The sequence below is a fragment of the Vibrio sp. 10N.261.46.A3 genome, from assembly GCF_041472995.1.
In the GTDB taxonomy this organism is placed as follows: Bacteria; Pseudomonadota; Gammaproteobacteria; order Enterobacterales; family Vibrionaceae; genus Vibrio; species Vibrio coralliirubri.
The window spans coordinates 38,989-55,241 of record NZ_JBFRRH010000083.1 but is presented as its reverse complement, the minus strand read 5'-3'; the positions used below and the strand labels follow the sequence as shown (position 1 = coordinate 55,241).

The window sequence follows — 16,253 nt, the reverse complement described above, 5'->3', positions numbered from 1 at the left end:
TTTCCTAGTTCTCTGTCTCTGTCACTAATGGCGGCTTAAGCTCTACCGATAGCAGGGGCTTCTTCGATACAAATTGCGATGTCTTTCACTTCGTAAATACGCAGACCATCTTTGCTCAGGTTTGCGTCGCCAACGATGATGCGTTTGCCGTCTTCATCTTTAATCGCAGTGATATGTACATCCAGAGACATCTGTTTGTTCAGAGGGTTAATCTGACCACGGTATTTCCATTTCACTTCAGATTGGATTTGACCGAACTTCGGATTGCGGAAGCCAGCGCCAAGATCTTTGTTTAGCGCATAGGTTTGCATCAACTCGATGATCGCTTCGACACCTAGAGAACCTGGCATTACTGGGTCTTGATGGAAGTGGAATTGGAAGAACCAATCGCTTGGGTCAATCGTACGCTCTGCATATAGGTAGCCAAGGCCGTCTTTACCACCGTCGCTAGTGATCTGCACGGTATCGATAAAGTTCAAACGACCGCCAGCCAATTTGTAGTGCTCTTGAACTTCACCTGTAGCTGAAACGGGTGCATTGAAGTAACGCGTTGTTTTGTCTAGCAGGTTGATGTTTACATCCGGCGTGCGGTTGTTATCAACGTGCCAAGGATGAGTCACCTTACCGTTGTCCAAACCAAGTTGGTCTTTCAGTGCTGCGCCTTTGAAGTAACCAAATACCGCTGTACCTTGGTAGAAAGGCACGCCGTCAGTGCTCAGCTCGAAGCTAAAGCTCTGTACGATGTTTGTACCCATCATTACGGTTGAAAGCAGGCGAGAATCGTTGGTGATCGTTTTGCCACGCAAGTCGACGTTACGCAGCATTTTGCCGCTGCCGTCTAGGTTACGGAAAAACAGTTCTTCACCTGGGAAGCCTAGTGTGGTGCCCATGTAGCCAGAGATGAAGCCGTTTGGCTGCAGTGAAATCTCCATCAACACCGAATAAGGCATCAAGGTATGGTGGCTGTTTTCATCAAAGTACCATGCATTTTCTGGCACTTCGTATTCAGCGATACACGATGAAGGTTTCTTGAAGTCGCCACGCTTGCCGTCGATCTCAACGACACGAGTGGTTAACTGCAAGTCGCCACACGGAGTACGTGGTGGAATCATCCCACGGTAGATAGAGAAATCAGGGCCGAAACATTTTTCGATGTCGCCAGTCGCGAATTCGAACATGTGGTATGGCGTGAATGGAACCGTATCGGGTGTGCGGTTCGGGTAATCAGGCGTTACCGGAGCTTCAACGTGTTGAAGAGGAATCACGCCTTTATTTGGCGCTGTTTCTAGGTCTTCAATTTGCGCCATCAACGGCGCATTTGCTGAAGCCTGTTGGTTCACTGCTGGTGTATGGCCCAAGTTTTCAATAACAGGGGTCACGACAGCTGTTTCTAAAGACGGTAGGTAACGAGTACATTCGTCGTCTTCTTTGATCATCACACCTAAGTTTTGGAAATCAACAATCACTTTGCCGTTGAGTAAAATATCGATGTTGGCTTTCGCGTATGGGCGAGGGCTTAGACCAATCTCGGTCACTTCCATGCGGTAAGTCAGTTCTGCCGATTGTGGTAGAACTTGACCACGACAGCGTACTTGTTGAGGCGCATTTTCAAGCGGTTGGAAACGACCATTTTGAACAAGCGTGTGCATGCCAAGGTGCATCATGAAGAATTGAAGCAGTTGACCACAACCTTCTGCCATCAAAGAGCCAGCCATTACGGAGTCATCTTTGAAGTGACAAGGGAAGTACCAATGCTCAGGCTCTAGCTGCTTATGACCTTCAATCAGACCAAGTCCCCATGTGCCACCTTGTGGTTCAACACGACTAACCTTTTCGATCATCATGAACTTCTCTGAGCTGAAGCATAAAGAAGGCTGGTGGCTATTGGATTGGTGAGTTGGACCAAAACATTCTGCAATGTTGGCAGTCAGTAGATGACGCAATTCTTGGTGGTTAAACTGAGTTTTAGGGCAGTGCAACATAGGATCGAAGCGTTGCTTAGTTGCAAGCTTACGAGCCTTGATTTCATCTTCAGTGTGAATCACACCCTTGCCATCTGCCAACTCTTCATCGGTGAAGAAGCCCGCACAGCCGTTATCCATTTTCAGGATCATCTTGTCGCCAACGAAACATTCGTACGAGAAGAAGAACAGCAGCGTGTCGCCATTGCGAGCAAAGTTGTTGATTGAGATGTCGTAACGCAGTGTATCGCCACCACGAGGCAAGTCGCCAAGGAAGGTCAGCGTGCAATCAAGCAGGCGATAAACACGCTCACCTTTGTTTTCGAAATCAATACCTAAGTAGCTGATTAGCATTAGGTCACACTGACCAGATTCAACTGCAACAGCCCAAGGGATCTGACCATCAACAAGATACGGCGCATCAACTGGGATGTCGTATTCTGTGGTCATTGTGCTTGGCTTGTACTCGTTAACGGTCGCGTTTAGCTTGGTTACACGAGATACGAGTAGGTAGTCCGTGGTTGGCAAGCGAACGCGACGCGAGTAGCTATCGATGATCGCGTAATCAGGGCCAAATACGTTCGCAATATCGCCTTCAGCGTATTCAACCAGATCATCGTAATCCCAGATACATGGCTTACGGATAGGTTTTACTGGTGCTGGCGTCGCAAGTACGTTGACTGGCGTTGACGAAACCTGAGCCGGTTGAGCTTGAACAGGCTGAGCGGGCGTTTGTTGACCAGTCGTTTGTTGACTATTTGTTTGTTGGCTGGTCGTTTGTTGAATCAGGGCATTGCTATCTAAACCAGATGTCACTGCGTTTAGCTGTGCTTTTAATAACGCATCAGCCATCTGCATGCCTTGGGCACGTGTGTGCAGGAATGCTTTGTGTACCTGTTGAGCCGCTTGCTGGTTTTGAGCAAAAGCTTGGTTTTGGCTTAGATTTTGCGGCTGCTGTGAAGCTGCGTCGATTTGAGACGCGCCATTTTTAGCGGATAGGACATGAGTCATATTGCTGTGGTTACCTGTTAGCTGACTGTGGCGAGTTGGCGCCAGAGTAGGGGATACTGATGTAGGAGTTTCGATGACTGGCTCTATCGCGTTTTGCGCTAATGCATTCTTCTCTAACTCTTTTTGTGCAAGGGCTGCTTGAATGCTTGCTGTCGTTGGAACCGACGCCACTCTTGCTGCTTGTTTACCAGAAGCTTTCTGTTGAATCGTTGCCAAGTTGGTCACTGGGGTTTGGGCAATATGTTGATAGATATCACGACCACCAAGAGTCACTTGCTTAACTAATTGACGTTTAGCATCGCTCGCCAGTTCATTGCTTAAACGAACGGAAAGTGATTGAGATTCAACACTCGATTGGCTTAGTAGCAGCTGTGAACATTGTCCTTCGCTGATGTTGGCAACAATCGCGCTCTTAGAACTGACATTCGGATTCAGAGGTGCAAGGTTCAGGTTGAGCAGACCGTGTAGCAGGCTTGCCATACCAGAAGCAGCAGAGCAATGACCCACACGTTGACTTGCTTGAGTAGTCTTTGTGTTCCCTAAACTTAGAGACGAAAACTGATGAGATGAAGATTCTGGTGCATGGTTAAGCTCAAGCAGAGAAACATCGTTCGAGCTCATACCGACTTGAGTCAGTAACTCATCAACAACGGCGTTGTTATTCTCGCTTGAACCAAAAGCTAAGGCGTTGATGCTGCCGTAAGCCGCATCTTGGTTGCTCGCTACTTGGTTTTCTTCAACAAGAACAATCGCACCTGCACCTTCACCGACATTCCAACTGCCATCTTGCAGCTGTCCGAATTTTGGAGCTAGCGTCACTGGGCTTACGCTGTTCTTCAGAATCACATGTTCTGCACTGCCGCTTAGGTCAACGGCTGCAATTACAACGGCATCCATTGATTCTTGCGACATTAGGTTTTGTGCGACATCGATACAACGAGCAACCGACTGTTCAGCGGATGAAATCGTAAAGGCAGGGCCGTTAAAGTCCCACAATGAAGAGATACGCGAAGCCATGATATTACCGATGAAACTGGTGTATTGGTTCAGCTTGGCTGCGTCCATCACACTGTCCATCGCGATGGTCTCTAGCGCTTGGTATTCGTCTTGTGTTAGCTCAATACCCATGTTGGCAAAGCTATCAGCCAGTTGGCTATGCAGGTTTACGCGTCCACGGAATTGGTGCATCTCAAGCTCTGTTTCCATCGCAACTAAAACCGCAACCTTTTGGCCTGCAACAAGCTTGGCATCTTTGATGGCTTCGTCTGCAACTTTCATCAGTAGCAACTGCTGAGAGATCAAACGGTCATCTTCATTTGGCGGCACTTTGAAGCGCAGGAAATCGAGATCGAATTGATCGATGTACGCGCCATTTGGAATACCGTGTAAACCAAACTGATTCAGTAGTTCTGGATGTTGGTCTAAGCCTTTCCAGCGCTTCTTAGGCAAGGCAATGAAAGCATCGTTGTTGGTCTCAATCGCAGTGCTTAGCGCGTTGATGCTCTGCAGAGAACCAAAGTGAGACGCTAGACCAGTAATGCTTAAATTAGATGGTTGTAGGCTTGGAGACGCTGACTCTTGAGTCGGGTTTACATGACTGGTGTCTGAATACGCTTCAAGCAGTAAGTGAGCGTTACAGCCACCGAAACCAAAGACAGAAACACCCGCACAGCGCTCTGAGTTGCCCGCTTTACTTGGCCAAGATTGAACCTGCGTTGGCAGAGTCTGTGAGCCAAATAAACCTTCTGGCGACGATAGTGGCTTATCCAAGTTAATACTTGGCGGAAGCACACCTTCTTTCATCGCAAAGATCATTTTCATGATCCCTGGCATACCCGCCGCAGTCAGCAAGTGACCGAGGTTGGACTTAGCAGAGCCAATCAATGGCGGGTTCGAACCATTCAATTTGTCAGCAAAGAAACGCTCCATTGAGGTTAACTCAACCTTGTCACCTAATGGTGTACCGGTTGCGTGACACTCAATCACTTCAATGCTGTCTGGTGATAAGTTCGAAGCCTCGTATGCGCGTTCAAAGGCTTGCACTTGTCCTTTGCTGTTTGGACTTAATACGAACTGGCCACGGCCATCGTTCGACAATCCAATGCCGCTAACGACCGCATAAATGTTGTCGCCATCACGCTCTGCATCAGCTAAGCGTTTTAGCACTAACACACCAGCGCCTTCGCCAGCAAACAAGCCTTTACTGTTGCTATCAAACGGAACCGAAACACCGTGGTCTGGGTAAGCGTGGAAAATGGAGAAACCCATGTTGATGAAGAATGGGTCAGCACCGGATACCGCGCCTGCCAACATCATGTCGGCTTTGCCTGTGTTCAAGTAATCACACGCTAGTTTCAATGAATATACTGAACTTGCACATGCCGCATCTAGGCTAAGTTGTACGTTGCCTAGACCTAGCGCATCAGCCACTAACTTAGAGGCGTTATGCGCTGCAGCGCCGTTGATCGGGTTGAGGTCTTGCGCGGTTTCATTGGTTGGTAGCAATGAAAATTGGTCATTAGCCAATTTAGCTTGTAGTGCTTTCTCGACCACCGAGTGATACATCGGCAGAAACAGATCGTTTGAGCGTGTGGTTGGGAACGAAAGGGCACCCATGATCACGCCTGTGCGCTCTAAAACATCGGCATTCAGATCAATGCCTGCGTCGATTAACGCCTTACGACTGGTATCCAGAGCCCATAGGAAACTCTGGTCAACACCGTTGAACGACTCTGCTGTTAAGCGGTAGCCATTGCTGTCGAAATTGAAATTTTCGATGTAGCCGCCTTTATCACAGTAAAAGCGGTCTGACTCACCTTGCACACCCTGATAGCTTTCAGGTTTAGCACCTAACTTTTCAGCGCTTAATGTGGTTCGAGAATCTTTTTTATTCAGCAAGTTTTGCCAAAAGTCTTTTGGCGTATCCGCTTCTGGGTATTGGTTAGCAATACCGACAATCGCGATCTTATTGCACTTCACTTGCTGTTTGTTCTTAGTTTGAGCTTGAGCTTGAGCTTGACATTGAGATGGCTTCGATTGAGAACTCATACTAGCTCTCCTTGATGATTCACTGCGCTGCCTTGAGACACACCACTTAATTGCTTAGCGGTGGTGATCTGTTGTTCTAACCCTTGAATAAGAGGCTCGACAGACAGTGGAATTTGATGAGTAATGAGCTGACCAATGCATTTGATGAGCGTGACAACATCGTCACCGCCTTTGGCATTGGAAGCGATTGTGCAGTACTGGTCAGCTACGTCGTCGCTACGATTGATCTTGTCGATCAATGTGCTGGTTTGACGATCGGCACCTACTTCGACAAACAGGCGCACACCTTGTTGACGAGCACTCTGGATCAGCGCGGTGAAATCCAGCGTTGAACAGAAGGTGTCGGCAATCGAAAGGGCGATGCTGTCGCTATCGATATTGATTGGTGCGCAAGTCGGTAGACCTGCTGCGCTGATAAAGCGGATATGTTTTGGCAACTCGTCAAACAGTGGTTGCGTGTAAAACTCCTGCACTTGGCTATGCTGGCTCAACGCTGGCGTGGTGTGCATTGCAGTAACACGGTTAGCGGCAATGCCACGTTTACCCAGTTTCTTGAGCAGAGCACGACAGGTACTTTCACAACCGGCCAGTACGCAGGTGTCACCTTGGATAATCGCAAGGTAAGCGCGTGGGAACTCTGGTAGCAGAGCCTCAATCGCTTGTGCATCACTGCGAACCACAAAGCTATTCCATTGGATGCTTTCGTCGCTGTTTAGCTGCCAATCTTGACGTACTGCGGTGAGTTCGCCAGAAATAGCCGTGGTGAAGATAGGACTGGTTTGAGTCATCTCAATCAGCGCATGTGGGTTTTTCCAAACATTTAAGCTGGCCCACATGGAAGCTTCACCCTTGGAGTAACCCAAGGCGAAGTCTGGCTGCACTTTGAATTCATCACATAGCAGTTGTGTTAACAGATAACTACTGCCTACACCGGCAATTGCCAATTCACTGAGCGACATTTCTTGCGAGTCTTCAGCGTAGGTTTTCTCTGCCTGCAGCATCTCTTTCAAGTTACCTTCACGTTCTAAACGAGCAAATAACTGTGGGAAATGGTGGTGAAAATCGCGCAACATACCGGGATAAACCGTGCCAACACCAGGGTAAACAAATGCAACGCCACCTTTGCTTTGAGGCTTCGGTGAGAAACAACTGCCTGCTGGCGTTTTGTAGTGGCTATTGTCAGCCATTACTTTTGGCAACGCATTTTCTAGCGCTGTGATCTCTTGTAGTGCAGCATCAATTGAAGCTGCCTGAATCACGATATTCGCACCAAGGCCAATATTGTGTTGAGCGCTTTGGAAATGGCTTAGGTTTGAATGCATCAAGCTGGCGATAGCAAGTTCGCTGTCTGCCGCTTCGTTAACGCATTGAAGCTCCACTCTTAACGAGGTTAACTGAGAAACCAATTCGGCTTGGTCGTAGCCAGAAACCACAAACATCAAACGCTCGCTCGATAGCAGTGGCTTTGGTTCTTGCAAACCGGTCGCTTGAGTCAATATCAGGCTGGTGGCTTTTTGGCTATCGTCACTGAAAGTTAACGCAGCAACACGTGCTTTGTTCGGCTCAGTGAACCAATAATGGCTCGGTAATGAATAGCTCGGCAATGAACGGCTCGATATCGCCTCAATCATATTCAACAACTCATTAAACTGCTGCGAAGCAGATAGGGTTGAGTATTGTTGTTGATGGCTTAAATCTGAAGCGGGGCGGCGTGACATCTCTAGAGCAAGCGGAACGCTATCTCCATTATCTAGATCGAGAGTTTCGGCAAAGCCCGCTAAATTCGCGTGTGGGTGAATCTTATTCTGAGCAGCATTCAGCGCACTCAACATCAACAATGATGGTGAGTGAGAATCCAAACAGAGTTTAACAGCAGTGCCTTGATTTACAGTCTCAATCGCACGGCTAAGTGCTTGATTAAAATTGCCATCAACCACAACAGTTATCATATCTGGGAACGAGAGGAATAAGCCGGCAGAAAGCTCAGCCGCGTTTGCTGGCTGAGCTAAAAGAGCGATGCGCAATGGCATCGCTTTATTAGAAGGAACAGTCACTATGACAATTGCTCCTTTTCTGCGTTCTTAGTCGCCTCTTTCTTCGATACTGCTGAGCTAGATTTCGGCAAAAATGCGTCATTTAAACTCTTGCTGATGGTGACTTTTGCACCTTTCATTACCGCGCTTAAACGACCATCTTGGTGGTAAAGCGAGATATCAGCCTGCAGTGAACGAGCCGTGCTTTTTATTACGCTGAGCTCTAGCCAACCTTGATCACCATTGAGCATTGGTGCGTAACAAACAAACTCACCGATTGCCGACGGTAGGCTTGCCGCGCCGTATTTCAATCGAGCCCATACCAGCATGGCTTGCAACAGATAATCTTCAGCAAATGGCTGGCTATCGCCAAAACCTTGCTTAGGAATAAATGAGCCGCAGTCGCTATTTTCAATCTGAGGCAACTGGCATTGAGCCAATAAGCCTAAGTCGTCAAAGCGTTCGACTGAGGTAATACCTTGCAGTCTTGGTCCGTGAAACAGAGTGCCGTCACTGTATAGAGCTTGTGCCGTTGTTACAGGTGCTGAAGTGTTGGCTTCAAAGCGCTTTGTCGACGCTTGTTGAACATATTCAGACACTTGCACAGAGGCAACTTGCAACTGAGCTTGATACTGTGGTCGCCCTTGGCAACTGATCAACGCTTTTAGCTGACCTTTTGATTTAGCATCAGAGGAAAGAACCAGTTTCAGCTCTTGCACTTCATCAGTATCAAAAATCACACCTTTCAGCAGTTTGTAGTTGTGAACGCTAACGTTCACCCCTAACAGTTGCTCAGCGACTTCACGCATCCATTGGATGGCACACACTGTCGGTAACACTGGGTTACCGGCAATGCAGTGATCTTGAATGAAAGGCAATGCCTTTGGATCAAGATGACGTGTCACAGTAATGCTTGTATTCAGCGGACTCTCTGCAAGATGCACAGACTCCGCATTAAGCTTTTTTACAGCAGCTTCCTTGTTGTCAGAACCTTGCATGCTCGTGCCAACCAGCAATTGAATGCCAGTTTCGTTCAGTAGTTGAGAACTAAATAGCTCCGCACCTGCCTGAAGAGGAATCACGTAAACACCGCGCTCTGTAAACATACGCTTCAGCGCCGCGTTGACCATGCCGCCGTCCCACGGTCCCCAGTTGAAGCTCATCACTTTCGCTTGAGGGTTACGCGCAGACAGTTGCAGAGCCGCTTTGTTTAGGATCTCGTTAGACATTGAGTAATCACTTTGGCCTGTGTTTCCGTAGAAACCCGCCGCCGAAGAGAACATCGCAATCAGTTTTAGCTTGCTGCTATCAAGACCACCAAGAACTGCTTCTAATCCGCCCACTTTCGTGCCGTAAACCATGTTCAGTTCATCAAGCGTTTTGTCTTGAATGTGTTTGTCAGCCAGTACACCTGCACCGTGGATAAGACCTGTGATGCCTTCGAAATTCGCCAGCGTTTTTGCTACTGACTCATGGTTCGATACATCTAGGCTTAGGTATTCAGCGCTCGCGCCAATCTCGTTGAAGGCGGCAAGTGCTGCGTTGATTTCAAGGCTGCTCAATACAGGTTTTAGCAAGGCATCAACTTTCTTCGGCGTTGGTTTGTCACCTGTTGCTTGTAGGTGAGCGATAGCCGCTGGTTTTAGCTCTTTCTCTTGCTTGTCTTGAGCCCATTGAGGTAGCTCTTGTGATGTAATGTGTTTGCTACGACCTGCAAGAATGAAGTGAGACTTACATTGCTTAGCAAGTGTTAGTGCACATTCAAACGTCACGCCTTTAGCGCCACCCGTCACCAGAACTTTGTCGCTCTTGGTGAGTTGAGCGCCTGCGTTTTTGGTTTGTGCTGCACCTGGTGTTGCAGCAATCAATGTTGCACGACCAGATTCACCGTTCTCCGAATGGCTAAGGCCGATTTCAACCGTGTTGGTATCGATATCGAACAGTTCGCCAGTGATAGCTTCAGCTAGGTGACGAGCATCAATAGAAGCGTCAGCATCCAATGCTCGGCAGAATACGTTTGACCATTCATGGCTCAGTGTCTTAGTGAGACCAGACAACGCTGCTTGGTTGAGTTCTGCATTCGCTAGTTGCTTAGTATCTAGGTAACCAAAGCCACCATCGATACGGCTTAGTGTGAAGAACACACTGCGACCAGAAACGGCATTTAGTTGGCCATTTAGGTGCTTGGCGAATAAGAACGCTGTCGTCAATGAAGTTCTTGAGTCTGCATTCAAGTTAACCGCTCGCTCGTTGCTTTGTTTTGCATCAACGATAGCTTGTAGGTGAATGAAGCCTGCAATCACTTTGTTCGACGTTTTAAGGTCTGCTTCGATGTCGTTAATAACCGAAGTCACACCAGCATCGTCAACGCTGTTGAGTGTGTAGCTTGCGATTTCACTGTTTAAAGGTGATGCGGCAGAAAGAGCACTACGCACTACAGCAACTTGGATGCCGTTAGCGGTCAACTTTTCTGCTAGAACACCAGCGTTGTGACCATCATCTGTGATCACGACACAAGCGTCTTTTGAGAAACAATCGACGAGTTTATCTGCCGCTGGTAGCTTTTTTAGCGCTACCTCATTGTGTGGAGGAAGTTCCGCTGTCGCTGTTTCTGCGATAGGCGTTACTGATTCAGCTTTTGGAGTCGCTACGGGTGCAGCTGCAGATAGCTTGCTTTGCATGTAGGTAACGATTTCACCAAGCGTACGACACTCAGCTAAGTCTTCAGGGTTTAGCTCTGGCAGCGTTGGTAGCTGGTCTTGAACTGTACCTAGAATTTCAACGCGTTTGATAGAGTCGATGCCAAGGTCAGCTTCCATATCCATCGCTAGGTCGAGCATTTCTGCTGGGTAACCTGTTTTGTCGGCAACCACTTCCATCATTGTTGATTGAACATGAGCAGGGTTTAGGTCGTTGCTCGTGCTTTCTGCATTTGCTGCAGCGACTTCTGTACTCGTAGTAGCAGTAGCGCCTAGCTTACTATTCATGTAGTCAACGATTTCACCCAGAGTACGACACTCAGCCAAATCTTCAGGGTTTAGCTCTGGCAGTGTTGGTAGCTGGTCTTGAACTGTACCAAGGATCTCAACACGTTTGATTGAGTCGATGCCAAGGTCTGCTTCCATGTCCATTGCTAGGTCGAGCATTTCCGTTGGGTAGCCCGTTTTATCAGCCACTACGCTCAGCATTGTGCTTTGAACTTGCTCTGCGTTTAAACCGTTTGAAACTGCTTGCGCTGGTGCAGATACTTGAGCCGCTACTGGAGCCGAAGCTGGAAGCTTACTGTTCATGTAGTCAACAATTTCACCTAGAGTACGACACTCAGCGAGATCTTCAGGGTTTAGCTCTGGAAGAGTCGGTAGCTCGTCTTGAACTGTACCTAGAATTTCAACACGCTTGATTGAGTCGATACCAAGGTCGGCTTCCATATCCATTGCTAGGTCGAGCATTTCAGTCGGGTAGCCCGTTTTCTCTGCGACTACTTCTAACATGGTTTTTTGAACGACAGCCGCATCTAGTCCGTTGTTAGCTGCTGCTGGCGCCACTAGTTCCGTTTGTGCTGCAACTGGTGCAGAAGTCGGAAGCTTGCTGTTCATGTAGTCAACAATTTCGCCAAGAGTACGACACTCAGCTAAGTCTTCAGGGTTGAGCTCTGGAAGAGTCGGCAGTTCATCTTGAACCGTACCAAGAATCTCAACACGCTTAATTGAGTCGATACCAAGGTCTGCTTCCATATCCATTTCTAGATCAAGCATTTCCGTTGGGTAACCTGTCTTCTCAGCAACCACTTCTAGCATGGTTTGTTGAACGACTTTTGCATCAAGACCGTTAGCTTCAGCAACTGCTTGAACTGGTGCGGCTTCATTAGCTGAAACTCCAGAAGGCATCTTGCTGTTCATGTAAGTAACGATTTCACCAAGAGTACGACACTCAGCCAAATCTTCAGGATTCAGCTCAGGTAGGTTTGGCATTTCGTCTTGAACGGTACCAAGGATCTCTACGCGCTTGATTGAGTCGATACCAAGGTCTGCTTCCATGTCCATTTCTAGATCAAGCATTTCCGTTGGGTAGCCCGTTTTCTCAGCAACTACTTCTAGCATCACTTTTTCAGCATCGGCTGTTTGTACTGCTACTGGTGCAGCCACAGGAGCCGGTTGCGCTTTAACTAGCACAGGTTGAGCTGCAACAGGTGCTGCTGCTTGAGCCACTACTTGTGGTGCAGGAGTGGCTTTCTGTACTGGAGCTTGTTGAGCTGCTGTCTTTTGAAGCGGTGCAGCTTGAACTGGCGCCGCTTGTACAGGAGCAGTTTGTACTTGAGCCACAGGCTGTTGGACGATAGCTGCTGGAGTCGCTGGAGCCTGAATCGCTGGTTGAGCATTTGCTGGCGCAATGAAGGTTGGTTGTGCCGTTTGTACTGAACCTTGCGTCAGCATATTAAGTGCTGAGTTGTTGCTGTGCGCTTGCATTTCTAGGTAATGAGCGTGAGCTTTTAGCGTTTCAGCTTGGTGCTGGTGAAACATCTCCATAGAACGTTGCAGGTTCTCAGGAATTGCTACGCCTGCTGTTGCCATTTTCGCTTGCTCAGACATTAGGGTATTGAATGTGTCACCGTATTGCTGAGGAATCGCAAGGAACTGCTGATGTACTTCTGCTGCTTGTTGTTGAGCATTGAAGAATGATTGCAGTGAAGACTCATCAACCGTTACTGAAGCTGCTGGCTGAATAGTCGCTGGTGCCGGTTGTGACACTTGTGGCTGCTGAGTTGCTGTCGCTACTACTTGTGCGCTTGGTGCAGCTGACTGTTGTACATTTGAAGCTTGAGGAGCAGCCACAGGTACTTCAACGATTTCTGTTTTAATCACTTCTTTTTCCACGATTTTCTCGACTTCAACTTTCACTTCAACAATCTCAGTCTTTTCGGTGACGTTGCCTGAAGCCAATGATTGATCCATTTTCTTACGAGTAGCTGGGCTGATGTAGTTGGTTGCATTCAGCTTGATGTTCATTGGTGATGCCTTTGCCGGTTCATCGATGTCAGCTTGGTAAGGGTCAATGTTGTCTAATGAAACACCAGCCACGCAAAGTTGAACCGCAGCTAAGCGAAGTTGTTGGTCACTGTCGCCTTTAGGGCTTGGGTTGATGCTGATTGCGTAAAGTTCTTCGTTCTTATCAGCCAGTGTTTTTTCAACCAGCTTTTGAAGAATGTTCTTTGGACCGAACTCAACGAATACACGAGCACCTGCTTGATACATCGCTTCAATTTGCTCGCTGAAACGAACCGATTGCAGCATGTGTTGCTTGAACGCTTTCTTGATAGCTTTAGCGTCTTTGCTGTGTAGCTTGCCCGTTGCGTTTGAGTAAAGCGGCAGCGTTGGAGCGCTGAATGAAGCTTTATCAATTGCAGCAGCAAATGGTTTTTGAGCGTGAGCAACAAGCGGTGTGTGGAAAGCACCAGACACTGGCAGAGCAATTGCTTTGAAGCCTTGTTCAGTTAGCGCTTGTGCTGCTTGTTGAACCGTCGCAGTTGGACCTGCAATAACCAGTTGAGTCGGAGCGTTGTAGTTGGCAATACTCACGCCTTCGAATTGGCTGATGCAGCTTTCAACGGCTGGAAGCTTGTCTGCGTCTAGGATGACCGCAAACATAGTACCGCTGTCGCCTTGTTCAGGTGTCGCAGCCATCGCATCGCCACGAGCGAAAGCTAGCTGGTAGTAATCGTCTTGCGAGATAACACCCGAAGCACATAGTGCGCTTAGTTCACCAAAGCTGTGGCCTGCGACCATGTCGGCTTTGAAGCCAGCTTGAGTCATGATGTCGAACTGACCCATAGACACAGTGCCAATCGCACTTTGCGCATTGGCCGTGTTGGTTAACACCGCTTCTTGAGCTTTGGTTGCTTCTGGTGTGAAGGTTGGAATTGGGAACAGAATTTGCGATAGAGCCGTTTTCTTGTGCTGACCAAATACTTGATCCGCTTGAGCAAGCTGTTGGCGCATCTCTGGGTAATGACAAGCAAGCTCGCGACCCATGTTTAGGTATTGTGAACCTTGACCCGCAAACAGAGCTGCTACTTTACCAGTGCCGTTTTCAGCAATCAGTGCTGACTCACGGTAGCTAGTACCGTTTGGCATCTGCCAATGTGTTTTGGTTTGGCTCTCAAGCATAGAAACCGCTTGAGTCAGTTGAGCTTGAAGGTCTGCTTGGTCAGTGACAACTAAACCAAGACGAGCGTGTTTAGCGTCAATTTCGCGTAGAGCGTGTTGTTCTGCAAGCGCTTCCAGTTTGAACGCAGCATCGGTAGCTTGAGTTGAAACCTGCTTCAATTCACTGATCAATGCTTGACGAGATTCTGCGCTGAATAATAGAGTTTGTGGCACTTGGCGTTGACGGTATTTGTCACCGCGAGCGTGCTCTGGCGTGTACTCTTCCAATACAACGTGGAAGTTAGTGCCACCAAAACCAAATGAGCTAATACCTGCACGGCGTGGTGTGCCGTCGACACGTTTCATCCAAGGACGAGTTTGTGTGTTTAGGTAGAACGGAGAGTTTTCGATATCCAATTTAGGATTTGGAGCCGATACGTTGATCGTTGGCGGCAGTACCTTATGGTGCAGTGCCAGTGCAGCTTTGATTAAACCTGCGGTACCCGCAGTTGATTTGGTGTGGCCAATCTGAGATTTCACAGAGCCTAACGCAATGTGTTGCTTCTCTTCATTGTTCTCGCTGAATACCGAGTTCAAGCCACCGAATTCAGCAACGTCACCCGCTGCTGTACCTGTGCCGTGCGCTTCTAAAAGGCCAAGCGTGTGCGGTGCGAAACCAGCATCGTCGTAAGCACGTTTGAGTGCTTTTGCTTGTCCTTCAGGGCGAGGTGCGTAAATACTCTTGAACTTACCATCCGAAGAAGAACCGACACCTTTAATCACTGAGTAGATACGGTCGCCGTCTCGTTCAGCATCTTCAAGACGCTTCAGAGCAACCATGCCGATGCCTTCACCAATCATCATGCCTTTTGAGTCGATATCGAAAGGTTGAATGGTTTCATTGGTGGTAAATGCTGGGGTTTTAGAGAAGCTCATGTACATGGTTGGTGAGTTATCAGTACAAACACCACCTGTGATCATCATTTCACTGCGGCCTTCAACCAGCTCGCTTAGGGCCATGCGCATTGCGGCTAGAGAACCTGCACACGCAGCGTCTACCACACAGTTAATGCCACCAAGGTCAAAGCGGTTAGCAATACGACCTGAAATTACGTTACCCAATGAACCAGGGAATGAGTTTTCTTCCCAGTGGATGTATTGGTCTTGGAATTTTTTGATCAGCATTTCGCTGTCTTCGTCGTTGATGCCACTGCTCTTGAAGACTTTTTTCAAAACAGGGTATTGGAGACGAGCATTCAAGCTTTGAGCGATCTTCTGACCACCGCCTACACCGAGTGTAATACCGATCTTATCGCGATCGTAACCTTCAGGAAGTTTCGCATCTTCAAGTACTTCTTTTGCCACGATCAGAGAAAGTAGCTGTGACGTATCAGTCAGTTCTAGGATATTTGGCGGAAGACCGAATTCCATAGGGTTGAAGTCAACTTCTGGGATGAAACCGCCGCGCTTACAGTAAGACTTGTCTGGCGTAGTACGATCTGAATCGTAGTAATCTTCTGGGCGCCAGTGTGTATCAGGCACTTCGGTAATTGCATCGATCTTTTCGCTGATCAAATCCCAGAATTTGTTTAGGTAGCGAGAGTTCGCAAACATGCTTGCCATACCAACGATAGCAATTGGCATGTCTTTAAGGCGTTTATTAAGTCGAGTGTCGTCGACTGATTCCGGTGTATTTTTTTCGGGTTGGCTCATTATGAGTCTCCACTTGAAATCACTGAGGGCGATGTCGTGTTTTGAGGCTGCGCTTTTAAATAAATCGAAAATAAATCTGAGACAGATTTGGGCAAACGCAGCTGAAGAGTAAGGCTACCGAAAGTCGGCCACCTGACTGAAATAGGGGGTGCGAAGTACAGTGACTTGCAGGGGTTGATTACGTTTTTCATGCGAGAAGAGGGCATTCGAATGTGAGGTTAATGTCCATTTAAATCCTGTCCAAAGTACTGCTTTATGCAAAGCAGGTATCCGCAATAAAAACGTGTGATTTTGTTTAATGGTTGAGCAGGCTACCCGAGGTGAGTGGCCGATACAATGCTCCC

3 protein-coding genes are annotated in these 16,253 nt (G+C 48.0%); all 3 read right to left on the bottom strand.

Annotation, left to right across the window (positions count from 1 at the left end; translation table 11 throughout):
• Window positions 1–35: 35 nt before the first annotated feature.
• Genes AB4484_RS19450 through AB4484_RS19440 form a run of 3 tightly spaced genes read right to left on the bottom strand, consistent with a single transcriptional unit; the run spans window position 36 to window position 15,909 of the window.
• Complete coding sequence (locus AB4484_RS19450) at window positions 36–6,020, bottom strand: beta-ketoacyl synthase N-terminal-like domain-containing protein (RefSeq protein ID WP_372079879.1); 5,985 nt, start codon at window positions 6,018–6,020, stop codon at window positions 36–38.
• On the bottom strand, window positions 6,017–8,074 hold the full coding sequence (locus AB4484_RS19445; protein ID WP_372079877.1) for a PfaB family protein: 2,058 nt from the start codon (window positions 8,072–8,074) through the stop codon (window positions 6,017–6,019). Before AB4484_RS19445 ends, AB4484_RS19450 begins: the two co-directional genes overlap by 4 nt.
• On the bottom strand, window positions 8,074–15,909 hold the full coding sequence (locus tag AB4484_RS19440) for a phosphopantetheine-binding protein (protein WP_372079875.1): 7,836 nt from the start codon (window positions 15,907–15,909) through the stop codon (window positions 8,074–8,076). The genes AB4484_RS19445 and AB4484_RS19440 overlap by 1 nt, the downstream gene beginning before the upstream one ends.
• Between the last annotated feature and the right edge of the window lie 344 nt (window positions 15,910–16,253).